General features: G+C 46.2%; 28 protein-coding genes and 1 tRNA gene. All 29 read right to left on the bottom strand.

Annotated elements, in window-relative coordinates:
• Positions 1-121: 121 nt before the first annotated feature.
• The 29 genes from A7981_RS12000 to A7981_RS05635 all read right to left on the bottom strand — a co-directional run bounded on the left by A7981_RS12000 (position 122) and on the right by A7981_RS05635 (position 24,437).
• Positions 122-316 (bottom strand): hypothetical protein, encoded by a 195-nt coding sequence (locus tag A7981_RS12000; protein WP_131800942.1) that lies wholly within the window; start codon positions 314-316, stop codon positions 122-124.
• Between the two features lie 10 nt (positions 317-326).
• A complete protein-coding gene (locus A7981_RS12075) occupies positions 327-482 on the bottom strand; it encodes a hypothetical protein (protein ID WP_165595543.1) in 156 nt (51 codons plus the stop codon).
• Positions 483-1,165: 683 nt separating this feature from the next.
• Complete coding sequence (locus A7981_RS05760) at positions 1,166-1,396, bottom strand: hypothetical protein (RefSeq protein ID WP_067265241.1); 231 nt, start codon at positions 1,394-1,396, stop codon at positions 1,166-1,168.
• Entirely contained in the window at positions 1,393-1,536 is a 144-nt protein-coding gene (locus tag A7981_RS12070) for a hypothetical protein (RefSeq protein WP_165595542.1), read from the bottom strand. The genes A7981_RS05760 and A7981_RS12070 overlap by 4 nt, the downstream gene beginning before the upstream one ends.
• Positions 1,537-2,104: 568 nt before the next feature.
• Positions 2,105-2,344, bottom strand: coding sequence for a hypothetical protein (locus tag A7981_RS05745; RefSeq protein ID WP_067265232.1), 240 nt, complete (start codon positions 2,342-2,344; stop codon positions 2,105-2,107).
• 123 nt (positions 2,345-2,467) lie between these two features.
• The gene (locus A7981_RS05740; RefSeq protein WP_067265230.1) at positions 2,468-2,680 is read right to left on the bottom strand and encodes a hypothetical protein; all 213 of its coding nucleotides are present in this window, start codon (positions 2,678-2,680) and stop codon (positions 2,468-2,470) included.
• A 2-nt stretch (positions 2,681-2,682) separates the two neighbouring features.
• The gene (locus tag A7981_RS12355; protein WP_256365545.1) at positions 2,683-2,805 is read right to left on the bottom strand and encodes a hypothetical protein; all 123 of its coding nucleotides are present in this window, start codon (positions 2,803-2,805) and stop codon (positions 2,683-2,685) included.
• A 1,160-nt stretch (positions 2,806-3,965) separates the two neighbouring features.
• Positions 3,966-5,618 (bottom strand): phage terminase large subunit, encoded by a 1,653-nt coding sequence (gene terL / locus A7981_RS05735; protein ID WP_256365549.1) that lies wholly within the window; start codon positions 5,616-5,618, stop codon positions 3,966-3,968.
• Positions 5,619-5,738: 120 nt separating this feature from the next.
• Entirely contained in the window at positions 5,739-6,020 is a 282-nt protein-coding gene (locus A7981_RS05730) for a hypothetical protein (RefSeq protein ID WP_067265224.1), read from the bottom strand.
• On the bottom strand, positions 6,020-6,295 hold the full coding sequence (locus A7981_RS05725; protein ID WP_067265221.1) for a hypothetical protein: 276 nt from the start codon (positions 6,293-6,295) through the stop codon (positions 6,020-6,022). The genes A7981_RS05730 and A7981_RS05725 overlap by 1 nt, the downstream gene beginning before the upstream one ends.
• 7 nt (positions 6,296-6,302) lie before the next feature.
• The gene (locus A7981_RS11995; protein ID WP_131800941.1) at positions 6,303-6,509 is read right to left on the bottom strand and encodes a hypothetical protein; all 207 of its coding nucleotides are present in this window, start codon (positions 6,507-6,509) and stop codon (positions 6,303-6,305) included.
• The gene (locus A7981_RS05720; protein WP_067265218.1) at positions 6,506-7,555 is read right to left on the bottom strand and encodes a phage tail fiber protein; all 1,050 of its coding nucleotides are present in this window, start codon (positions 7,553-7,555) and stop codon (positions 6,506-6,508) included. Before A7981_RS05720 ends, A7981_RS11995 begins: the two co-directional genes overlap by 4 nt.
• A gap of 64 nt (positions 7,556-7,619) precedes the next feature.
• On the bottom strand, positions 7,620-11,390 hold the full coding sequence (locus tag A7981_RS05715) for a hypothetical protein (RefSeq protein WP_067265215.1): 3,771 nt from the start codon (positions 11,388-11,390) through the stop codon (positions 7,620-7,622).
• Positions 11,390-13,012, bottom strand: coding sequence for a hypothetical protein (locus tag A7981_RS05710; protein WP_067265212.1), 1,623 nt, complete (start codon positions 13,010-13,012; stop codon positions 11,390-11,392). Before A7981_RS05710 ends, A7981_RS05715 begins: the two co-directional genes overlap by 1 nt.
• A 13-nt stretch (positions 13,013-13,025) precedes the next feature.
• Entirely contained in the window at positions 13,026-13,520 is a 495-nt protein-coding gene (locus tag A7981_RS05705; protein WP_067265208.1) for a hypothetical protein, read from the bottom strand.
• 448 nt (positions 13,521-13,968) lie between these two features.
• Entirely contained in the window at positions 13,969-16,593 is a 2,625-nt protein-coding gene (locus A7981_RS05695) for a hypothetical protein (protein ID WP_067265202.1), read from the bottom strand.
• Positions 16,593-17,174, bottom strand: a complete 582-nt coding sequence (locus A7981_RS05690) for a hypothetical protein (protein WP_256365544.1) — start codon at positions 17,172-17,174, stop codon at positions 16,593-16,595. The genes A7981_RS05695 and A7981_RS05690 overlap by 1 nt, the downstream gene beginning before the upstream one ends.
• A 9-nt stretch (positions 17,175-17,183) precedes the next feature.
• Positions 17,184-18,152 (bottom strand): hypothetical protein, encoded by a 969-nt coding sequence (locus tag A7981_RS05685; RefSeq protein WP_067265199.1) that lies wholly within the window; start codon positions 18,150-18,152, stop codon positions 17,184-17,186.
• A 113-nt stretch (positions 18,153-18,265) separates the two neighbouring features.
• Positions 18,266-19,048 (bottom strand): hypothetical protein, encoded by a 783-nt coding sequence (locus A7981_RS05680; protein ID WP_067265195.1) that lies wholly within the window; start codon positions 19,046-19,048, stop codon positions 18,266-18,268.
• A gap of 59 nt (positions 19,049-19,107) precedes the next feature.
• Complete coding sequence (locus tag A7981_RS05675) at positions 19,108-20,076, bottom strand: capsid protein (protein ID WP_067265193.1); 969 nt, start codon at positions 20,074-20,076, stop codon at positions 19,108-19,110.
• 214 nt (positions 20,077-20,290) lie between these two features.
• Positions 20,291-20,365, bottom strand: a tRNA-Asn gene (locus A7981_RS05670).
• A gap of 10 nt (positions 20,366-20,375) precedes the next feature.
• On the bottom strand, positions 20,376-21,188 hold the full coding sequence (locus A7981_RS05665) for a hypothetical protein (protein ID WP_082889218.1): 813 nt from the start codon (positions 21,186-21,188) through the stop codon (positions 20,376-20,378).
• Complete coding sequence (locus A7981_RS12350; protein ID WP_256365543.1) at positions 21,189-21,314, bottom strand: hypothetical protein; 126 nt, start codon at positions 21,312-21,314, stop codon at positions 21,189-21,191.
• Positions 21,307-22,875: a portal protein gene (locus A7981_RS05660; RefSeq protein ID WP_082889217.1), complete on the bottom strand. Its 1,569-nt coding sequence runs from the start codon at positions 22,873-22,875 to the stop codon at positions 21,307-21,309. Before A7981_RS05660 ends, A7981_RS12350 begins: the two co-directional genes overlap by 8 nt.
• Positions 22,876-23,079 carry a hypothetical protein gene (locus A7981_RS05655; RefSeq protein ID WP_067265191.1) on the bottom strand — a complete coding sequence of 68 codons (204 nt, stop codon included), beginning with the start codon at positions 23,077-23,079 and terminating at the stop codon, positions 22,876-22,878.
• A gap of 9 nt (positions 23,080-23,088) precedes the next feature.
• A complete protein-coding gene (locus A7981_RS05650; protein ID WP_067265189.1) occupies positions 23,089-23,289 on the bottom strand; it encodes a hypothetical protein in 201 nt (66 codons plus the stop codon).
• 108 nt (positions 23,290-23,397) lie between these two features.
• Positions 23,398-23,709: a hypothetical protein gene (locus A7981_RS05645; protein WP_067265186.1), complete on the bottom strand. Its 312-nt coding sequence runs from the start codon at positions 23,707-23,709 to the stop codon at positions 23,398-23,400.
• Positions 23,693-24,103 (bottom strand): hypothetical protein, encoded by a 411-nt coding sequence (locus A7981_RS05640; RefSeq protein WP_131800940.1) that lies wholly within the window; start codon positions 24,101-24,103, stop codon positions 23,693-23,695. The genes A7981_RS05645 and A7981_RS05640 overlap by 17 nt, the downstream gene beginning before the upstream one ends.
• Positions 24,087-24,437, bottom strand: a complete 351-nt coding sequence (locus tag A7981_RS05635) for a hypothetical protein (protein WP_067265179.1) — start codon at positions 24,435-24,437, stop codon at positions 24,087-24,089. Before A7981_RS05635 ends, A7981_RS05640 begins: the two co-directional genes overlap by 17 nt.
• Positions 24,438-24,506 lie beyond the last annotated feature (69 nt).

Below are 24,506 nucleotides of genomic sequence, written 5' to 3'. Positions count from 1 at the left end.
TTAAATACCCTGAGGTATTGATTCTATCGCAATTCATAACCCTTCGGGACTCCCCATCACTCACTTTGTCCCAGTGTAAAATCGCTACACTAACTCCCCCTGTTACTTTACTATCTTGGTGTTACTTGCCAATCTTTGACCATTTAACGCAGTGCTTACCTTCTACCTTCGGAAAATCCACCCGATTGTAGTTAGCCCCTGAGCCTATCTGGATTGTTTGTGTTTCCTCGTGCGCCTCCCATGCTGCACACTCGTAGTTAGGTGTGGAGACACAAGCGGATAGTATCAAGGCTAAAGCTATAACAGTTAGTTTCATGTGGTGCCCTTTATACGTTAGATTGCATGATGGATGGGTACCGCTTCTTAGGCGCTGGAAGCTCCTTAGGCACCGTAACTATTCGGGTTGATGCCTCTGCCTCAAAGTATTTGTATTGCGGCTCCTTGAAGTACAGGCGCACGATGGGTGAATCTTCAGGATGCATAACTGTTTCCACAGTCTTTCGTAGCCCTTGATGCATAACCACATCGTGTTTCTTTAGGTGCCTTACCTCAGTCACTTCAGCCGAGGCAAACATTGGTTGTACCCTCTTTGATAGCTTCGATTAATTCATCAGCACCCTCAGAGGCCAATTCGTTTAGTAGTGATTCGTTCATGTGTTACTCCCTTGTGGTTTTAAACATTCGGCACATGTGCATGGCACAACATCGTGAAGGTCTGTTATAGCTTCCTTAACTGTGTCGAAACCTCTTACATGCTCTTTCTCATTGGGGTCAAAAGCGAACCCCTCTTTAGTGGTAACTATCAGGCTGTTACCTATTCCCCTTTCATCGTCCCAATAGGCAACCAGCGCTGCTAACTTCTTGGGTACAGACACAGGGATTGCTTGTCCGTCTAAATCAACCATAAATATCCTTTCCGGTGATCGTGGGAGACATTCCCCTGATAAGCCCTAAGTGTTTGCTTAAGGCGTATCGAGTGAAGGACTCAATTACCGCAATTCAAAAGTAAGCATTGGGTATAAAGCTCGGCATCTTTCCAGTGCTTCAGCCCCTTGAAGGCCGTTGATGCAATAGATACCTTCGCGTATGCCTTCAGGTGAATCTTTAACGTACCTCCACGCCTTTGTTGATGGGATTTGAACCATTACGAATAGGTGTTTCACGGCTAGAAGTCCTTTCCTTCGTACAAGGTGTCTGATTCGCTGTTAGGGTTGTCAGCCTCATCTACATCAAAGCCCATGCAGTCGCTTAAATCCGCTTCCAGCTCTTCACCTGAGCAAGTCGCCTTTAGCTCGATGTATCTGTCAGCTATCAATCTGCAAGCCTCTTCAGGGCTGTCAGCGTCAACGTATACAGTCACATAGGCGTACTGGCTTACTCTGTATCGTTGGCTCATGCTGTCACCTTCTTCACATGCACACAGATTGCGTTAGGGCGTAACTTCCAGAGCCAGCCCGATACTTGGCTTAAGGAGTCCGCGAAACGATAGCCTTTAAGCGTCCCATTAGGTGTTGTCACTTCGAATTTGAATCTCATGATTTGAACCTTTCTAAATCCTCTAAATGTGGGCAGTCTTCCACGTCCACTGTTAAACAAACTTGTCGCACTCCGTTGGTGTGTACTGAGTGCCTTGCGTATGAGATTGAAGCGTTAGGTGTCTCCTTAAGTGCTAGAAACTGGGCTTCAGTAACCTCCACAATCTCCTGCTCTCCCTGCTCGTTAAAGCAATGAGAAAAGAATCGCAGGTCAATGGCTTTAATCATTCCGGTACCCCCTTAAGAAGTGTGGAACTGTTAAGCACCTTTTCAGCCTCTAGTAGTAAGCCCCTAGCTCTTGAAGCTGCTGTAAAGGCCTCCTGAAGTTTTCCTAAGCCTTCAAACTCTCTCCGGCATGGATACCCCGCAAGGGCTTTGGAAGCATCAACCATCAAGCCGTCAATCTCGTTACAAAGACTGTTTGCCTGTGTGTACAAGGAAGGTCTGTTTTCCGTCATTTCGTACCTCTCTTTCAACTTGGCAGGATTGCCACATAAGCCCCTCGTGTTGCTGGTGAGAGGCTTAAATTGCCACCCTGAACTATTCCTTAGGGAATACATTTAGGCGAACTAATCCGGCTCCGCTTCTTCTTCCTCAGACTCTTCAGCATCATCCTCAAAATGAGCTTCAAGTTCATCCCAGTTGATTGCACTATCGTTGACGAAGTCCTGAAGATACTGAGGGATGCCTTCAATATCTGATTCGATTTGCTCTCTAGCGTTTTGAACGTCAGCCTTCGATTCAGGGGCAAACCATACGTTTATTAGCCATGTTTCGCGGTTAGTCCAGCCGTTATATGTGTTGCTCATGATCGTAGAATCCTTAATAAGTTATTGCTAAGTACATCAAAATGAGAGGGACAATAATAAACAGCACCATCCCGATAAAAGCGCCGTCAGTTGCCTCACGGTTAATTTGGTTAGGTCTCTTGCTCATTGGTTAGCCTCGGCATACTTCTTTGCAACGCGAGCGGCAGGGACGTCCCATCCAAACAAAGAACCACAGTAAGCACTATCTGCTACATCCTCAGGCAACACGTCAGGCTCATACCCTGTGAAATCCCAGTAGCCTTTCTCCCCTAGCTTTACGCCGATAACATCGGGCAGCGTTGGTACATTGGGTTTAATAATAAATATGAATGACATGATTAACCTTTCTTAGCTAGTAAGTGGATAGCCATATACAGCGGATAGCCTTGGCTCTTTAAGTGTTTAGCAATAGCGAACGTTCCGCATTGGGCTTGTAGGTGTTTAACTGTCTGTGTAGTCATTTAAGTATTCCCTAAGTAATAGTAAGAACCGATAAAAAGACCCTTTAAGGTCGTTTCGTGTTACTGAGATTCAAGTATTACATAAAGAATAGTTAATGCACAAGTTAATTATTACTTAGAGAATACTTGGTGTGTCATTTAAGCAACAATACAGGCAATCAATAGCTGGCTGACCGTGTTGTCTATGGTGATTGAGGTACAGATTGCGCTAGAGGTGATGGCTGGTGGTGTTGGTGATAGTGTGACATTAGGTGTGCATACTATATATAGATAAGAAAAAAAATAGATATAATGGGATATAGAACAATAAAGCACAATATATAGTGGTAACACTCAAGGTAAACCACAAGATATAGTGATTAGTGTTACCTTATGCCCTACTAACTGGACACTTTATCCAGTGCGAGGCCTTTTAAATCATGGGCTTATGCATCTAGTGTGACGTAAGTGAGACCAAAGTGAGACGGAATGCCTGTGCCAAGGGGTCAAAACGGTGAGGGGCAGAGGGGGGTTTATTCCGCGCCGCAACGGTCGTATAGGGTTTCACATTTTTACTGTAAAATATTTCCCATTAACAACTAGGGGAACAACTAATGACAACACCTCAAGCTATTCTCGGTTCAACTATAGCGATCATACTAGCACTATGGGTGTTCAGCCCTCAAGCTAGCTATCAGTCTACCTACAGTAATGGCCTAATCGTTATCACTAACACTCACAATGGGGATACTAAAGTGTGTGCTGTAGATTCTAAGCCTATAGGTGATACTAATATCAGGACTTACTTCTTATCAGGTTGCTAATTAATAATTCAAGCAAAGACTAAGGAGAGGTACAGTCACACTATAAGTATCTGTAGTGTGATCTAAGCATACACTTAGTGTTACACCTTAAGTAACACTATAGGTAACACTTATAGTTATACACTATAAGATATATACATACTCCTACAGTGGGTGTTTATCCCCCTATAGTGTAATAACTCCATGAGTACATTGGGGAATACCTTAAGTGTCCCAACACTAAGGAATGAAAAAAAAGATACACCCTAGGCAAACCTCTAGCTGACTATAAATAATCAGTCGTAGAGGCCTTAGCGCGAGCCTAGGGTGTATCTTATGGTGTTACTTTGGGTGTGACTCTAAGTGTTACCTTAGGTGTTAAGCATTAGCCCATGTGAGGGAATGATCTGAATGACCGAACACGGTGTCTGCGAATCTCTCAAGCTCTTCTTCAAGCATTCGAGTCTTGTACTCATCTAAGCTGGTGGAGGTATCCTTATCCATCTGCTCGACCCAATACTTCACAGCGATAGCTAGAGCATCGAGTCTGTCATCTTTGACAAGAGAGCCTCTGTCCTTAGTGATACGTGTGAGCTGAAACATAAGCTGATACCTAGGGTCTTCAGTCTTAAGGTCTTCCTTGGCTACGTTCTCACTAACCACCAGCCTATGCTGATTCAATACAGGCTCCAGAGTATCAATGATACGCCTCTCCTTCTGCCCTACCGAACGTTCTTCTATGGTCGTACACGTATAGCCCACTTTAGCTAACCAAGGTGTGAATAGCTTAGTGAACATACCATCACCGAAGTTAGACTCAATGATGATGAGGTTAACCTTCTGGTTCTTAGCTACGAGTGCAAGGGACTTGAGTGTTTCATCGTCATATCCCCCTTTGAAGCCACTAGCTACAGGACAATACAGCATACCGTTAAGCATCTTCACTACTGCATACCCTGTCTCATCGGCTCCCCGGCCTGAAGGGTCGATAGACATTACCGAACCTTGGAAGTCAGTAAACTCCTTGGAGCTAAACATTGGGCGCTGGTATCGGTCGCCAATGAAGCCAACACTTGGAAGTGTCGGAATGGTGTACTCAGGAGAGCCAGCCCATGTAAGTTTAACTGGGGCTACGTCACGATCAATGTCAAAGATTAATAGGTCGATTAACTTCAGAGGATACCTATCAGCATCACTTAAGCTGGTGTCCATCATGAACTGAAGGGCAAAGCCGGAACGACCGTAAGAGGCCTCACGTTCCATTAAGTCAATGTCAGTGAATCGCTTAGGGTCTGAAGTCTTACCTGCTAGTGCAGGGTCTCTATCTAAAGCGTCAGTAATGTAAGGTGCTACCCTTCCCATGTACTTTTCAATCTGGCTAGGATTTGGGAACCTAGCTGTCCAGATACGTACCTCATAGCCACGCTCAGGGAGTGAGTTATAGACCGACATTTCAGTCTGAGGCGTACCTAGATAGATGATTCGAGCTTCAGGTTTAGTCGTAAGTAAGGCATCAAACTCTTTAATAGACTGACTCAGCTTATCGCGGAGCATCTGAGTTAAGGAGTTATTGGCTACTTCAATGTCATCGGCAATGATTACGTCAGCTCGTGACCCTGTAAGCTGCCCTGTGATACCTAAGGATTTAACTGAAGGTGCGTGAGAGTTAAGAGCTGGTGCCACATCGAAGGCGACCATTGAGTCACGCTGTCCGTCCTTAGGGATAAGGTGCTGTAGCTCAGGCATATCAGCGATAAGACGCTTAGTGAATGAACTGAAGTCATCCGAACGCCCCTTTGAAGCTGACACCACAAGTATTTTAGTCTGTGGGTCACGGAGCAAGAGCCAGCATACGAAGGCTGAAGTAATCCAAGATTTGCCAACACCTCGGAAAGCCTCAATAACACAGCGCTTAGGTGCGTGTTGGAGATAATGTGCAATGTCATATTGAATTGGTGTTGGGTCAGGAAGGTTTAAGTGTTTCCAAACGAGGTACAAGAAGTTTCTAAAGTCCGCTTTAACGGGGTCAATGTCTTCTATGATTGCTATTTCTAATCCTTTACAACGAAAAAAGACCCCAGTGCTTCGCGCAAAGGGGTCTAGGAGTGATTATTTAAGGTGAGCCTATATCTTTGTATAGGGCATCCTTAGTTAATGCGTGTATTGTTCCTTACCTGCTAGGGCAAGTTCTTCTTCACCAGCAAAAGGAAGTGTTTGAGCCAACTTCTTCAGGCCGGGGTGTTTATCCGCGTCAGCCTCATAGTTGTTATCCTTAAGGAATTGCCGAGCTACAGCTAAGTAAGCTGCGGCTGCTGGTTGAACTGTGATCTTTCCAGTTTCAGGGTCTTGCAGGGGGACACCTTCAGCAACAATATCTCCGAGTGTGTCCGCAAGTGCATTAAAGATTCGGGTTAGCTTTGAGTTACTAGCCATTAACCGCCTCCTGTGATGCGCTGCACTACTTTCTCAAGACCGCTGGTGCCGAGGCTTGCTAGGACACACGCAATACCAATGGAGGCACCTAAGCTGAGTCCCGGAATAAACACTACCGCTGAGGCAGCAGCTAAACCTATGCCACCAGAGCAGATTGCACGTCCCACTATGACGCGAAATGTAAGTGGTTCCTTAGATACAAGGAGTTGACCAAGGCCTACTAAGGCTCCTACTCCTGCGAGTAAGCCTAGTTCCTTGGTGGTGCTGTCTAACATGATTCTCCTAAGGGATTGTTACTGCTGAAAGCTCTTCTTCTGAAGGGCAAGGGGAAGTGTTGGTATTAGCCCAACACACGATGAAGCCGAAGCGATCATGACGTGTTACTGAAGTGTCTTCTGAGGCCTCGAACGGAGGCTCTTCAGGCCACACGGACAGGGAAGCACTCGGTACAAGACTCAGCAATGCTTCCATTAAATGGTTTAGGGTCATCCCTTGACCTCATACATACGCATGAAAGAACTTAAAGCCCCTCCATATCTACGAAGAGCTGTACCACCATTCACAGTTGTAGTTCCGGCAGCACTTCCACCTACTCGGATATAGAAGTTAATAACTGAAGTAGCTGTGGCGGTAAACTCATAACGAGTACAAGGATTTACAATCGAACTAACACCTCCAGTTGAAGAAGCAACTGCCACTGCATCCACCCCTGCATCACGGAATAAAGCCACCGCCAAGGGATTAGCCACCGAACTTGAAAGGGATACATTCACCTCCACTACAATCTTATTACCTATTGCAGTAGGTGTTATAGCTCCTGTCAAAAGCTGGAAGCCCTCCGTGTTCTGAGGAATCGTATCATCACTAGGAATCAAGGCGGTACCTGTCAGGACTGTGTTCACACTTACAGTTGAGTCTTGGAGGATTTGTCGGAAACCTGTCAGGTTTGTACCATCAAGTACAGGTAACTTAGTTCCTGTAAGCACTTCTATTACATTACCAACTGCAACACCTACAGCCCTAGTAGCACCAGAACCTAAACCTAAGGCTGTCCGTGCTGCGGCTGCGGTTGTTGCGCCAGTGCCGCCTGAAGTTAAAGGGATAGGCAAGGTAATAGCTGCCACGGCGGCTGTAGCTTGAGTAGCTTTGAGGGATGCTGTCGCTGCTGCGGATACTGCTGCGTCACTATAGCCTTGAATCAAAGCTACTACGGCATCATCGAGCTTACTATCAATAGCTTCTTGAGCTACGAATAGTAATTGATCTGAGTTTAGATTGAACAAGGCCTCAGTTGCCATCGAGTCATCCTGAAAGTCTACTAACCTACCTGCTGGTACGGAGTTACGCTGCAAGACAATTGCGGCTGCAACACCGGGAGCTGTAGTGATCTGAATCTGAGAAGGACTAATCCATGTAAAAGGTACTGACACGCCACCGACTAGGGCTGTTACATGGGAAGGGTCGATATAAGGGAAGGTTACTGAGAATAGCTTATTAACGCCATCCCCAAGGTATGAGACTCTTGAGTAAGCCATGTTTCCTTTAGTGAAAATAAAGAAGCCCCCAAGGTGTTACCCTCAGGGGACTAGAGATATGAGCTTATTGCTCAATCAGAATAGGAACTATCGGTCTACCCTTAAGGGCGTTACCTGTGTTCTCTAGGTTTTGGATGTACCGCTTATTAAGCTCAGGGTTCTCTTCAAGCATTTGATAGAGTGCTGCCCTCTTAGCTGCTGAGTACAAGGATTGAATCTCAAGGCGCTTACCTCCGGTGTAATCGTCAGGGTCGTCTGTCTGATTCTGATAATGCTCTGACTGTACGTACTCTGTCAGGAAGTCCTTGAAGCCTTTACCTTGGAAAATCTTGGAGCCATTACCTGCCAACTCTACGAAGCGATCATACTGCTCATGTGTCAAGTCGATAGGAGGTGCGCCCTTCCCACTGGAGATTGTCTTAGCGGGTAACTGAAGGTCGATATTCAGACGTGCAATCTCATTAGCCGCAGGGTTATCGCTTTCCTTGCTGGTGTAGATAGGAGAGGCAATATCTAACCCTAAACCTCCGGTGTACTGCACTGGGTCTCCAAAGACGTTACGGTGCGGCGAGAGTGTCTTGCTCAGTCCCGGTATACCATTCTTAACGTTATCCATTAAGTCCCATACCTCACGTACTGTAGGGTCGTCCTCTCGGCGTATAGCTCGATTTAGAGAAGAGAACGGCACGAAGGAAGCTGTTAGTTTGTTCAAGTAACGGCCTACAGCTTTACCTTCTCCAGTTCGTTTATCCTCACTAATTGCTGTGAAAATATCTGAGACTGAACTTAGGTACGATTTAGATAAGAGGTTATTAGAGACAGCCATAATCAAGGCACCAGCTAACTTGTCAGTATCGCCCTTGGAGATATTCCCGGACATATCAGAGAAGTCAGCAGCCAGCCCGAAGATCATGCCGATAGGGTCTAGCTTATTGAAAGCATAGTATGTGTCCCCTACCTTCAACGAGTATGGCTTCCAACCGTTAAGTTGTTCGGCTGTCTTGTTAGACTCACCGCCACCTGTAATAGCTCCTTCAGCGGACAACTGAGCTGCCATTGCGTACAGGGCACCACCAATAGTTGTCTTAGCCATAGCAGTATCTCTACGGACACCACCAGCCATGAAGTCTTCACGCATCTGGCTATTCAAGATATTCAGCATAGGGGTACGTTCCCATGTGTAATTCATAATGTTGGCTGGAGTGCGGATGAATGGGAGAACATATCGAGCGCCCGGCACATTGCTTACAAGCCTTTGGACTGTCTTACCGCCATCACCTAAGGAGTTAGTGAAGGTACCTTTACGGGCTGCATCCATAGCCATGCCTGAGAGTACATCACCATTGATAGGCATTTCACGCTCACTCACTAAGTTACCTACGCGATCAATGAACTCTTGACCCTCTAGGCCTTCACCTTTGGCTAGACGATAGGCTTGAGCCTTCAGCTCACCCCGGTAATGGATAGCTTTAAATACTTCATCGGTAGAAGTAAGGACACGTCCCGGTGTACGGATAAGTGTACCTAGTACATCAGCTAAGGTGCCTGTCCAGCTCTTAACATCAATACCTAAACCATCAGCAGATATAGCAGGAGTCTGTAAATCGAACTCCTTAGTGCCAAACAATGCGTTATCTAGGATTGGGGTATCGTGAACGAAGGCTTGATATACGTTACCAAACTCACCTTCATTGGTCTTGAGGATATCCTTAGCACCAGCTAGGTTGCCTGTTACAGCTTCACCTGTGGCTTGACGCATGGCCTTAAGACCTTCGCCAGTAATACTAAATACATCCTTCAATCCTTCGACCATGCCGAACAACTGGGCTTGAACTTCACCCAAGGCCACACGATCATCAGCGCCACCTCGGAATACCTTACCAATAGCCGCAGTTGTGCCACGTTCGGCTACAGACATTAAGCTGACTAAGGAGTTACCTACAGCGTTCACTACGTGTGTTGTTGGCGCGGATAGGATACCGTTAACCCACATTTCAAATACAGCATTTTGGGTACGAGCCATAGCCCCTTTACGAGCCATAGCAGCAATCTTAGCAGGGTCAGTTGTAGTAGCTAGCTTCTTAGCGAAGTCTAGGTTCACTTGACGACCACCTAAGGAACTCAGCAAGTCATCCACCTCATTGATTACTAGGTCTGAAGACTTAGCTTGAATACGCATAGCACCCAAGGCACGAGCTACTTCAGTCTGTACGCCCTTCATCTGCGATTGAATAGAGCTATGCAGCATGACTTGTTTACGGAAGGCCAGCAGTGACATTGCATCACCTGTACTAGCATCTCTAGCTAACTCTGAGGTCTTCTTAGCGGAAGCTGCAAGTAGCACACGGTTAGCTGTTACACGCGCTGCCAAGTTAGAAGTGTCTCCATAGAGTTCCTTAAGGGAGCTGGTGCTTGTACCTAAGGTCTCAGCTAACTCTTTAATAGCAGCGAAGCTCTGTGTGCCACCTGTGGCTTGGCTAATCTCTTTCTCAAACACTTTGCTAGTGGCATCAATCAACGAGGTAATGTCCTCATCGTTATCAATGTGAGCGAAGTTAAAGTCTGAAGTCTCAACCTTGTCAGCAATATCCTTCAGTGACCCGTTACCTGCTGCATCCATGATCTCAGTAACTTTGGCTTGGCTAATCTTAGGTGAAGCCTTACGTGTGATCGGAGCAATGGAGGCAAACTCAGGACGTGATAATTTATCGGCCACTGGGTCATACGTCTTGATCGTTGTCTCAGGGTCTTTAATATCGAGAGCAGCAACTTCAGCTTGAGGCTGTTCAACCCTAGCTGCATCCGGGAAGGCTTCTGCTAGTGAGTCAATAGTCTCAGCATCACCTTCGATAGTTACATTAGGTGCTTCTTCAGGCTGGACTACAGCGGACGGAGGTAGCGCATCTTCAGCATCAGCCTTAGCTTGCATTTCAGCAGCGATAGCGTCTTCTGCATCCATATCGGCAGCACTACGTTCACCGCCTACCTTGACTACATCCTTACCCTCTTCAGGTTTGACACCATGAATCTCATCAATCTGTTCACCAATGGATTGCTCTACAGGTGCGCCCTCAGGTGTAGCACCTCGGCCTATCGTTTCGATAGCTTCAGCGGGGTTCTGGCCTTTAGCTTGGAAGTAACCTCTAGCTCCCTTAAAGAGTTTCAAGGCTCCATCTACAGCAGCACCAGCACCAAGACCTTCAAGCATATTCTTAAAGCGTCCTTCAGCATTACTATCGTCTGGACTAGCGGCTAAGTATTGGAATACGCCCTTACCCAGTAATGGGTTGCCATCAGTCATATCCAGCACAAGGTTAGATAGTCGCTTCTCGTGTGGGTCAAAGGCTGAGAAGTCTGTAACTGCACCAGCGGTAGCTGCCTTAGATAGTTCACTCACACCTTTGATAGGCTTAAGTGCTTTAAGGGCTAGACTGAATGGTACAAAGAACTGAAGCAAAGGACGTGCAATAGCGCCACCTGTAGTTGTTTGTGCACCAACCTCAGGTAACTGGGGTGTATTGAAGCGGTAGTCAAAGAACTTCTCTGAAGCATAGTTAACACCGTCATAGTACATATCAATACCGGACTGAATAGCATCACGGGGAGCGCCCAATAGCGCCCTTCCGGTATCCATTGCGGCTTCACCTAAGGTTGTACCTTGAGGCTGTTCTGTAGGAGCTACTTGAGGTGCAGCACTAGGACGCGCTGTAGGTGAGGCTTGGGGTGCTTCCTGTTGAGCGGACATAGCATCAAGCTCTTGCAGGATTGCATCGGCCTCAGGCTTATGACGCTCTTCACGAGACCCTTGCAGGTCACTTACAATCGAATCATCCATTATTTAGGTTGTGCCTTTAGTTTAAAATAGTCGTTGTGTGTACGGAGTTGGTCGATAGTTAACTTACCTTCCCTGTACGCTTGCGCTGCTAGGGCTGGAGTGTCGTATCGAATACGTCCATCGAATTGTTTGATAGGTTCTTTAGTCCTATCGGTCTTACGCTTAAGGTATCTGTCAGCGATCTCATCACGTAACTTAGGTACATCCTTAGGTTCCAAGCTGGCTGCTCTAGTAGTGAACTCAAGGACTGCCTCTGCTCGTTGCTGACGGTCTTGAGCCGTACCCTCACCTAAGGGGTCGGTCATAGTTGCTTGGCTCTTTAGGACACCATTGAGGTATTCCTTACCTGAGGTATATTCAGGACTCTTGTAGATAGCACGTTCGCCTTTATCAGACTGAGCAGCTAAGGCTCGCATCTGGCTTTGATAGGTATTAACACTATCGAGAAGCTGTCGTGATTGAGTGTATGACACCTGCTCACTTGTAGCCGCTGCTAGTACACCTTTGATACCGACCTTGCCTTCATAGATTCCAGCTAGGAGTGTTGTAGCGTAGGTTTTCTGTGAGTCAGTTTCTTCAGCATTGGAGGCTTTAGCGAGGCTTGAGAACTTACCTGTCCACTCTGAAACATCACTTGCAGAGAAAAGCCCAGGATTATCCTTAATGGTAGTTTTGAACTTAGCCATAGCCGAACCATAGTCACCCGTTAAGGCTTCAGTGAAGGTGTCAGCCAAGGTTGAATCTTGACGCTTCTCACGGTCTTTCTTTGCGGCTACTTCAGCTTGGGTAGAGAGTGTCACAAAGTGTTGCTTAGAGGCCACTTCAGCAGCGTCGATACGTTCTTTCCATTTAGGAATGTAGTACATGCCGGGTGTACCATCAGGACGGTCACGCTTGAACTGCTCGTAGATAGAGAAGTTACCCCCATCGCCAATTTTCTTAGCAGCAGAGAACTGAAGCTCATTGAACTCAGTACCCGAAGTCTTAAAGGACTCACCAAAGTATTTCTTAGTGTTCTCTAACCACGTCTCAGGGACAGGCTCACCACGATTAGCGAAGGCCTCCATACCTGTTTGAAGAAACTGCATAGCTTGAGCATTAGTAGCATCCTTAACGAGTGCTACTTTCTGGTCGGCTACCTGTACCTTCATCTTGGTAATGGCATCATTCATGATCGGAGCGTAACCCTCTAGGTATCCCTTATCGGTTAGGCCTCCAGACTTCTTAGTAACCCACTCACGGGCTACCGTATCGAAGTCGTCATTGTCAGGATTGAAGTTAGACTCTAGGTGAACCTTAAACTCGTCAACGTCCCGTACAGCATCATTACTACCCTTAATGCCCATATACCCATGTTGGTATCGCGCACTATCTGAAGCTGCCTCTCGCCCTAACTGAGCGTCATTCTTACCTGCAACCTCTTCATTGTCACCCTCTTTAGCTAGGTACTGATTCAATGAAGGTCGGATAGTAGATAAGGCACCTAGTAGACGTGTAAGCTCGGTATCGCCGGGTGTAACTGAAGTGTCTACTGGACGTGCTACAACCCTAGTGGAAACCGGATTGGATGTTGTTGCTAGCTCGCGGTTTCCCTCTAAGCTGTTCTGTACTTTACGCACCATGTATTACGGCTCCTTAGGGTGTCTTAGGTTTAGCTGTGGCTTGTTTGTAGCCCGCAACTGCTGTACCAATTTGAAGGCCAGCACTTAAAGCCGAAGGCCTCTTGATTGAATTGAGTTCTGATTGCGTCCTAGCTGTTAGGCCTTGTGCTTCCAGACTTGATTGTTTGATTGAATTGACACGGTTAGACTCGATAGAAGCTATGTCTGATTCTTCATTGAAGTAGCTCTCATTCATGATTCGGTCGGCAGTGTTTCCTATTAAGCCTGATTCACCTTGAATGGCTTTAAGTCGCCCACGTTCAATGGTTGCTTCTCTTGCTCTTTGGGACATATCATCTTGAGCATTAGCATTGATCTGTTTCTGCTGCTCTTGTACTTGTTTGGCTTGTAGTTCGTAACTGTCTTTAATACTGTCAGTAGCAGCATCGGCTTGATTAGCTTGGTCTATAAAAGAAAGCGCAGTCGTACCAATACTCAAAGCCAGCATTGCGGAGGCGGGGTCACACATTAAAATTTCCTAGTGAAGGGTTGGAATAGTGTCTGGCTTATACCTACAGGAACCATTTGTGGTTCAAGTTCAAAGCCGCACCATTGGAGCCACCGTAAGGTAGCCTTGTTGTCTGGATGTGCGCGGTTATAAAGGAAGGGATACGCCCGATTCATGAGGTTGATATACCTACGGGAGTTCCTAAGGAGTTCCTTGCTGTAACCCTTAAAGTGCGTAGTAGCTAGGAGCCAAGGACTACCCACACCGTCTTGAGGGAGAGGGGCTACCCCAAACACTGTAAGTAGCTCCCCCCTCTCGTTCTCTACAGCCCAACACAATGTCGAGCGTAGTATTGCCTTACGTACTCCTTCAAGGACTCTATCGCCCCATTCCACTGAGACTTCAAGCCTATCAATAGGCCTCATAGTTTTAGCTAAGGCTTCACTATCAGAAACCTCAGCGGCACGGATTACATAGATGCTGTTCTCCTTGATGTATTAGAAGTAAATGTTGCAGCCCATTCTGCTGAGTTAAAGAAAGAAGGTAGGTGCGAGTCATTGACTAAATCAATCGTGACTTCCGATGATCTAGCTTTAATGGGGAATGTAAACTCGCCGTCTTCAATATTGGTTTGGCCTAAGATAAAGCCTACGTTGCCGATACGCTTACCTGTCCAGCTATAGGTATTCTTCTCACGAGCCTTAGGTGTTACCTCCGCTCGGAAGTATCCTGAGTTGCTGTAGCTAACCTTCATGCTTCGCATCTGCAAGCGTCCCATTAGGACAGCAGCATTATTGGAATCTTTAAGGTATTGCTCTGAGAATCTATAGCGTTTCGTGTAAGGCCTACCGATCAAGACTTTCCCTGAGGTGTGGTCGCCATTGGCTTCTACGGTAGTGGCGGTAGGTTGTGTTGAAGGAATCAAGGCACCAGCATTATCAAAGCCCTCTGCTAACACTACAGAAAGAGCTTCAGGCTCACTGTATGGAAGCGCCCATGTGGTACGTTTAGTTGATGCGTTAAACGTCCCTGTAAGCTCTACACGGCGATCTAAATATACTGGATGACCTACAGCTTCTACTGTCTCCCCTTGTTGGAGATTTACCTTTTCCAGATACACCCCATCACTGCGCTGAATAGTCAGACTTAGTGTGGAAGTAATCAGGTCAAGATTCAGGATAGTATCCCCTTCAGGGAACGTCCACTTTACCCACGCTGATTGCAGCTTCTCAGTTGCACCCCAGTAGTATTTATAGACATAGATTACATTGCGCTCCTTCATGGAAAGAGCTAACAGAATGTCCTCACTGGAACTAGCGGCTAACTTGTAGATGCCTCCGGGGAGATACTTAGGAACGTGTGCCGTTACATCAGCAGCGTCATTAGTATAGGAATCCACGTCTACATAGTATTCCCGCATGATTGAGAAGGTACCCTTGTCTAATGTAAAGAATACATTTTGACCAGCAGGGACAGGCCTAGCCTTATTTGAAGACTCAAACTCAGACACCGTTTCTAGCTTTGCAGTCTTAGGCGTTAGTACATCACCTGAAGCTAACTGGAACTGTGTTAAATCTGAATACAGCAGGAGAGCCTTATTAAAGCCCACTGCCCAATTTAGGATTGAGACCTTAGTGTGTGCAGCAGTAATATCAATCGGGTCAGAATCCAGCACGGCTGTAGCAGTCTCACCCCAAAAGTTGAAGTAAGTCCCAGAGCGTGACAGGATTAAGGATTCATCTGAGAGGAACCCTAAGCGATTACGATAGAAGACTGTATCGGATATTGTGCGATCAACGAAGGAAGGGATAGGGATTGATTTATTATCCCCTACTAACCTCTTGTCCCACTCTACTTCAGTGAAGGTAAAGGTACCGTCCGCTTCCCGTACCAGCTTATGAGGCATGGTAGTAGGGTCAAAGGCTACACTCACAGTTGGGTCAGCGCATTCAACCCACACCGTGTTAATAGAGTCCCACATAACGTAGTACCTTGAGCGTTGCTGTGAAGGGTCTCCGGCGATCTTCCACATGTCCCCTTCAATTTGACCTGAAGTAGGTAGGTCGGAGAACTTCTGCTTGGAGCCTTTAAATCCTTGAATCACGACATACCGCATCGAGCCAGAGCCTACGTCTAAAGCGCCATGCACTGCTGCGTTATACTCAAAGGATGTGGTTGTCGGAATTGCAGAGACTACGGATGACGCATTGTATCCTTCTGGAGTGGCAGCTTCGATACGTACAAAGCTGCTAGCGGTAAGTCCGTGAACCGCGCTAGTTACTACCTTCGCACTATATGTAGCCAGTGTCGAGAAGTTAGCCATAGAGATTGAGGTTTGTGACCCATTACCAAAGAAGGTAGGTGAAACCACTTTAACAATCTTGGCACTTAACCCTGAGGCATCATCAAGCATGTAGGTAACGATGAAGTCACGATTCAATAAGGTATTAACCCTCGAATCATAAACAGTACCAGCAGCCGTTAAACGTACTTTAGAACCTACCCCAAAGCCCGGCGCATTAAGTGGTGCTAGGAATTGAATGTTACCGTTCGTCCCTGCAATGTACTCCCACGTTACTGAAAACACCTGTGAACCTTCAAAGTCGAAGTTATCAAGGGTTACTGAAGGATACTTAGTCAGGGAAGTTATTGTCTGTCCTGCGTATGTCTTACCGAAAAGCTCCTGAGTCATCTTAACGGTCTTCTTCTTGTTAATGACGAAGCTGTAATCAGCCACAGTCACTACAGACACGTCTTCAGCAGCATTGATGCCAGTGAGGTAGTCCATACTAAAAGAAGGATTAATCGTCTTCTCGGTACCTGTAAACAGGTCAAACACTTTGATAACACCATCGGTAATCACCAAGGAATAGCGCTCAGTTGCATCACGATTAAGTGTAGTGACAAAGGCATTACTCAGTACCGCATCGGAGATTTTAGCTACATGTTCTGTAGGTGGTCGCTTCCCTAGGCCAACGGCTATAGAGGGATAAGCATTCTCCACCAGCTCGGCCTGAGAGGTAGTGCGAAGTGTTGCTGGTTGTTGTGATACGCCATTGAATAAGTTAGGGATGATTCTACTTATCAATGACATTAACGCTCCAAGATACGAGCTACGGAATTACTACCGTTAAACATATTGTAATCGCCAGTATCCCCTTCAGCTTCCTTGAGTGTCACTAAGGCTAGGTCTTCATCTTTCTGTGTATAGACGTGTCCCGCTTCAGAAGGCATATCACGATCAACGAACTTACGAGCAGACCGGATAGTGATGTAATGTCGCGCAGCTTCAGGTAACTCTTCAAAGGGCAAGCCTAGAAGTAAATCCACCTTGATAGTCTTAGTGAAGACATAGGTACGATTACCGCGATCATAGAGGCGTGAACCTCGGTGTACTACATCCACATCCTGAAACTCTTTTGTGGTGTCAATGCGAAGTGTATTTGTAGGTGTGTAAATGAAGCCATCCACACTTAGAGGTAATGGGTAATTCTTTTCCGAGTTAAAGTCCCATCCACGATTCTGAACCTCACGAGAGGTCTCACGAAGGATACGCTTTGCAGAAGCTACATCAGCTAAACCTGTACCATCCAATGAGGACACTGGAGATTCTCCTATGCAATCAAGCATAGTATTAATAGCTTCTAACTCGGTTGTGGGTGTTAGATTGTCCAAGGGACTCCTTTAGGAAAGAACGGCGGTTAAGGCCGTTAAAGTGTTCTGTGTGGAAATAGGCCAGAAGACACGGCGTATATTTTCATAACGTTTAAGCCATTTCGTAATGTCTCTAAAATTCTCAGTGACGTTAGCTAGCTCCGCTCCGGCACTCATATCCGTGCGTGGGTAAACGCGCCCGGCATCAATAATTGCATCTACGGGAAACCCTAACCCCTTTCTCAGGGCTGTATGCATTGAGTACGAGAAGCTAGGTGTTGTTGGGCATGTATCTACAAGTGATACGTTGATATTGGAATCGCCAAGCCAATCCACAAAGTTTCCTTCAGCAGCACTAAAGGAGGTAGGACTGTAATCGCCTGTGTCTAAGAAGTTCACAGGTTGAATTACTTTGGATTGGAATAAGGCCTTAGCTCGTAGTAGCACTTCTTTACGATTTGCCAAGGTAATACTAGGGTCAAACCCTGCTGGTGCGGGATAGCTCATACTGAGGGTACATTCATCAAATATGATTCCCCCGAAAGCGCTATGACTTCCGAACGAAGCAGTCATAGCTTCCAATAAAGCTAAGTATCTATCCTTCACTTCAGGGAGCCATAGCTTTGCGCCAAACCCCGTAGCTACAGTCGATTGATAAACATCGTAGTAGCCTAAAGTTGCAAAGTAATCTGGTAGGTTCCTTAGGGTGTCGTCTAGGAAAACACTGGAAGTGCGGGAATAGCTTTTATCCCTGAGTCGCAGCATGACCTTTAATCCCGGACGGTTAGTAGCCATCCAATTCAAAGCTGATAGCACTGTGCTGAAGTTATAGCTGCCTTGGGTAGGCTCCACCATTTTCCACTGCATCTGCTGTACGAACCCTCCCCCACATAGATCAAGGGCTTCGGGGTAAATCCACGCACCGGGACTGTCCCCATATCCAGCGGAGCAAGCCCAATGTTCTACACTTCGGAGAGCCTTAGGTAGCTTCTCATACATGAAATATGCTGGTGGGTGCCATGAGGTATCGCGAATTACTGTTGGAGCATCAGGAATAAAGCTACTTGAGGGAGGGAAAATTACCCCTCCACTCAGCGAAGCTAATAGCCGCTTCACGGAAATTGCTTACCTTTTTCTAAGCGAATACTTAAACCATCTAAAGTTAGCTCATCCCCCGCAACCGACTTAACACCCCGCAATTGGAGAGTGTTCACAGTGGAGGCATCAAAGGCTGCTGTAAAGATCGTGCTACCAGCGTATCCACTACCTACGCCCGGCCCACCGAAACTATTTTGTCCAATGGCTGTATTTAAATCTTTAAACAGAACCTTAAAGAAGGCACGTCCTGTAGAAGCTGTGGTAACACCGTCTTCATACACTAGGGAACCATTCAGGTAGAACCTTACGGTTTTTGAGCCAGCGCTATTTGTACTGTGTTTAATGTAATCAATGAAAAGAGCATCATCGGTTCCAATAAAATTAACTGGAAGAGATACGCTTGCTAGTACCTGTTCAGTGGTATTTGCGGCTAAAGTAATCGGTTGAGCCGAATTAACGATAGGCTCTAAGGGAACCCAACGCTGCCCGTTAGAGAACACTTGCAGTGCGCCCGGTAAATCTGTAAGGGTTGCTGTCCCTACAAACCCTGCTAAGAACTTAGTACGGAATTCGGCATAGGTAATCTTAGGATTAACTGCTGAAGGTGAAGATACCGGAGTGTAATCTACAGTAATCGCGTCATCCTTTGCAGGGAGTAACGTTAAGATAATAGTCGTCTCATCACGTAGAGTGAACGCCGCTGCTGAACCATTAACTTTAACTGTAGGTGTGCCTAAGAAAGGAGGAACGTTCACTACCTTACTTGTGCCATTTGCTGTTGTTGCTAGAAGAGTCATTTAGTCTTTCGTAAAAAAAAGGGACACCCTTTATGGGGGCATCCCTTAATTGTTATTGCTTAAGCTGACTTCAGTTCTACAGCGCCTTCAGGACGAAGAGCGCCATGACCAACTGCGTACTTAGCTACGATCAATGTACCTTGACGGCGAATGTCGTAAGCCATTTCCATACCGAGGTCTAACAGCTTCACGGTACCTACAGCTTCCTTGTGCAAGACAAGAGCCTTAGTGTTTGTGAAGTTGCCACGATAAGCAGCAGGTACCAATGTTGGGTCGATACCAGCAGCAGCGATGGTTGTGTCATCAGTTAAGTTCAAGCCGTTAGGCAAGTTGTTAGTCTTAACCAAAGGAATGTCAGCGATACGGCGTACTGAACCTTCAGCGTAAGAACCTTCACCACCCCATTGAGAGTTGATTACGTTAGTTGTTTGCGCTAACAGGTAGTATTGCGCTGGCTTAACGTAAGCATAACGCTCACTTGCAGGAATGTCTTTCTCGTCCATGATCTGAGCAGCAGCAAAGATACCACCAGCTAGAACAGCACCGTCAGAGCCATAGTTAGCATTAGTCAATGCTGAACCACCAAAGCCACCTGTTACAGTAGCAGCAGCACGAGCCGCCAATACACCAACACGTAGAACGTTCTTATCCATGTTGTTACCAAGGAAGATACCTTGTTCATTGGAGTAGATTGAACGCACGTCATAGTGATTCTTTGCTTCGTCGATAGACGCTACGAACGCATCAGATACCAACAAGGAGTCGATAGTGATTACACGTTCAGCTTGGTTTACAGTCTTACCGACTAATTCGTTACCCGGAGTGTGGTAGCCGCCAGAGATTTTGCCAGTTGCAGGGAACTGTGCGCTCTTACCGCTATTGATCTTACGGACACGGTGACGGCTTTCAGTCACGGTTGCAGTTTCGTATGCAGTTAATACTTCACCAGCATATACTTTTAGGAACAGCGCATCGGTATCGCCAGCTCCATTGATTTGACCTAAACGGGTTACGTTGGCATTAGCCATAATTACTTCCTTACATGAGATTTGAAATGATATGAACCTAGGACGGTTCGATGGGAATCACTCAAGTTGCTCACTAGCTCGCTACAAAGTTGTCTCCCTCAGGAGGCTAAGAACTGCTTTGTTTGCTTCTGTCGCGGGTACTACAATTGCAGACCAGCAGCGTTGCACTGCCGGAATGAGCCTAAGGACACGCCTTAGGGGAGTTATTAAAACTTGGCTCCGAAGGTTGGACTCGAACCAACGACCTTCCGATTAACAGTCGGACGCTCTACCATCTGAGCTACTAGGGAATTAAAACTTTAGAATATTGTGCTTACAGAAATTTTCTGTTCTACCGATTTACGATAGGCAGCATCTTTAGCGTAGCGTGGGTCACGCATTGCTGTAGTCATTTCAGCTCGTGAAGCGAAGCCTTGAGCGCCTGTAGAGCTATTAGATTCTCCAGACACTAGGTTAGGTTCACTACCATTGGCTGCTACGAATTTAGACTTGAGGCCAGCTACAGCTAGTGCAACTTGCTCAGGCGTACCTTCGATAGCTTGATCGTAGGCTTTAACTTCGGCTGGTGTTAGATTGCCAGAAGCCCAGTTAACCATATCCTTGTATTGAGCCTCACCACCTGCGATATCGAAAGCTCGTGTTTGAGCTTCACGTACCAAGGCAGCTTGACCAGCGATATAGCTGTCTACGTATTCACGCGGTAAGCCAGCCTTATCAGCTAGCGCCTTGTAACTCTCGTCACTTAAGGTACCACTTGTTTCAAACTCTTCAGTCAATGCACCGTAGTCGATACCGACCTTAGCTAGTTCAGCTTCAGGTGTACCTTCCGGGTTGGCTTCAGGTTCTTCTTCAGTTGTTTGCTCTTGAGAATTTTCAGCTTGTGCTGGTGCTTCTTTGGTCTTGGCACCTAACTGTTTTTGCAGTTCAGTGTAGGCCTTAGCTAATTCTTCAGGAGTCTTGAATTTCTCATCCAACCACTCAGGGCGTTGCTCTTGAGTTGTTTCTTCGGATGTTACTTCCTGCTGTGACTGAGGCTCTAAGGCATCAGCTTTAGCGATCATTGCTGCATCGTACTCAGGGGTACCAATGACAGGGGAATTTTCCCCCGCCAATTAGAAGTCCTCCCGGACAGTACCATCAGGCAGTTCAACTACCTTTGGTTCATAAACACCACTTGAAGTATCAGTAGTAGTTACTTCTTGTGTTTCATCTTTCTGAGCTGTTTGGGCTTTAGCCATTAGGGTTTCCTTCTTGTGCTAGCTGCTGTTTCATCATGCCGCCAGCTTGGTTAATCATTGGGTTCAATCCTTGCTGCATCATTGCTGCCATTTGAGCTTGCTGGCCTTCTTGATCAATCATCTCAGGAGTCTTAATCAGGCCTTTCATATCAATACCCTTAGCTGCCCCTTGACGCTTGATATAGTCAGGAATAATTAGGTACTTGAATGCTGCCTCGCCAAGTGGTTGCAGGTCTGCTAGTAAGGACGCTAGTTTGGTTTGATCGTTACCACGCCCGATAGCCTCAATACCTGTAGTGATAGCAGGTTTGACTAAGCCTTTAGGAAGCGTAGGTAAACGATTAGAGCGTTCCATTTGGTGCATGATGCGTCGAACTACAGGGAGCTGTAACTCTTGACCTAGTAATGAGTAGATACCCCCTTGGGAAGCATCAAGCTCTTGAGCCATGAATCTAATCTCTTCTGCTGTTACACGTTCACCATTACGTTGAATCGCTGTATTAAGCTGGAATGCAAAGGATAGGTCTTCAGAGATAGTCTTAGCTGTCTCTTGAGCAATACGGAAGTCAGCGAACTTATCCATTTGGAGGACAGACACGTCATCTTTATTACCCTCTTTAATGTCTCCACTTTCGGATTCAGCTAAGACCTTAGCCTTAGTGGTTCCGTTAGGTTTAACTAGAAAGAGTACCTTTGCTGCTGCTGCTGCGCCTTGGACAATTGCCTTACGGAGAGCCTCAAGTGATTTAATATCACCTAGGTACTCTTCTCCGAAGCTGCGTCCGTAGTCTTCATTAGCTGCTGAAATGTATCGTAAAGGAACCCATGGGGATTTATCCTCAGGGTATGTACCTTCAGAACCGGGGACTAACTTACCGTTAATCTCTTGGGAGATACTCCAGCCTGTCTTGGTACGCTTTACGTGTGTGTATAGTTCGATTGAGTCATCAGGACTCTCGCCCTTATCACTATCGGTGGACTGTTCGAGAACGAAGTTACGTATCTCTTCTTCAAGCTCCATCGGTGATAGGTCTTCTTGAACGATGATCTCTAGTACATTACCCATCGGGTCACGTTTAACTACGTATCGGTCAAGTCTGAATACCCTAACGCCACCCTTAGGTAACACATAGAGTAACGAGTTGCCGACCACGATAAGATGCTTCAAGGCTTCTGTGATTGAAGAGCGAAGTGTTGAGGTTTCAATCTCATTCATAACGCTACGCTCGATAGAGTTCAGAGCTTCTTCAACCTCAGCTCGCATACCCTCTTTCTTAGTGAGGCGCTGCAACATGAAGTCATCAATGGTCAAACGGAAGAACGGTGTGTTAGCTGGAAACAAAGCCAGCGTGTACTTAGAAGCAAGATTGTTAACACCACGAGCCGGAAGGCTTGAGTAAGGTGTAGGCAATCTGCTAGTTGCAGTGTGTCCCAAAGGTGGGAGCAAGTGCGGGATTGTTAGCTTGGATACCTCTCTACCACGAGCGAGATATTCTTCACGTCCTGTACTGAGTAATTGGTACCTAGCTTTAGTTTTGCCTTCAGTATTAACTGAGGTCATTTAGCCTTGGGGGATGTTTAACCCATTGCCTGTTGAGGCCGAGCTTAAGTCGATACGAAGTTTCTTACGAGTACCTACATTGGGGGATACATCTGAACTTGAAGTGTTATCCTCAGGTGAAGCCATAGGCGCTACATCCGCTGCTTCAGCAGGTGCAGTAGCAATAACTGGTGCCTTGTAGGATTTAGATTTTGGGAGACACATTTAAGCGGTCTATCCTTTGGTGATAATTCTTGAGTTTGCGGTGAAGTCTGCTAGTGCTGAAGTCAGTAAGTCGATTACTTCCCGGTTCCCTCTTTCTGCATGTGCATCTTCAAGGGATTGCCCCTTCTGGATTCCACGTAGCGGATAGAAGTGATTGAGGTGTTCGATTAATTCGTTAGAGACTAGAGACCCTAAGGATTCTTTATCCATAGTGTTTCCTTTAGTGACACTTTAAGTAACACCTAAAGGTAATAGGAAAGGTGTTCTTATTCCTACAGTGGGTGTTTATCCCCTAGGTGTTACTTAAGTGATTGATTGCTAGTGATACTCGATAGGTGCGACTACTACGTCATGACCCATGAACTTTTCGTGGCGAATTAGGAAACGCTTATAGTCATACCTGTGACCACTCTTAGGCTTTAGATCAACGTAGCGGATAGGGGCTGAAACATCAGCACGGCACATATAGTCTGGCAACGACACATACGCTCCTGCCCTTCGATCAACAATTATCTCGCCCCATTCATCAGGCGTAACTAAGAAGTAGTCGATAGGCCTACGCTCATACTCAGCTTCCATGAATAATTCCACTAGCTTGTCATAAGCCGTTTTCTTATAAATTGCTTTCAATGGTTAGAACCCCTTTCTGGATAGCGTCAAATACCATAATGCGGTCAGCCTTATTTAGTAGGTTTAGTTTCTTACAGACTTGGGTACTGAGTACCATACTGCTGAAGAAGGAGCATTTGTCGGTAACAATTATGTTGAACTCACCTTTACGGAAGGAATTGAACTCGTCATCTTCATATTCATTAGCGGCATCCGGTTCCCATCCTAAAGATTCTGCATAGGCAGCAAAGATAGGAAGGTCTCGGACGTAAACCACGTAGTCTTCATCAGTAGTTAGCGGCGGTGGATTACAAATGAATCTGCTTCCCGTAGGGTGAACATCAAGGACAGTGCTGGCCTTAAACTCTTCCAGACACTGAACAGGCTCAAAGCCTCTGTTAGTTAGAACTAGCACGAACCTTCGCCTTCGCTAGTCGGTACGTATATCGAACGGTGTAGTACCCAACGAGAAAGAACGCTAGGCCATACCAAACAATCCATTGGACTAATTCTGTGGTTGTTTTAAACACGGAAAGAAGGAGGTATCCGAAAGCCTTAGAGGTTTCTTTATAGGTGTGATCTGGAGCAGCCTTAACTTCAGCCCATGAGAAGAACTCAGGCTGTTCCATAATTCCAGAATTACCCATGAAGTCTTTAGCAAACACAGTGAACGCTTCGATCTTTTCTTGGATGATTCCAGCTACAAACTTGAACTTAGCTACTACGTGTTGCCAGAGTTTCTTTAACATCGGTGTTTTCCTTAGGTGTCTCTTCAGGTTGCTTCCTGAAAATTTGATCAAAGTTATTCCGGTAGGCCT

The organism is Methylovorus sp. MM2 (assembly GCF_001648895.1).
In the GTDB taxonomy this organism is placed as follows: Bacteria; Pseudomonadota; Gammaproteobacteria; order Burkholderiales; family Methylophilaceae; genus MM1.
Note: the sequence above shows the minus strand (reverse complement) of the source record. Positions and strands in the feature narration are given on the sequence as shown.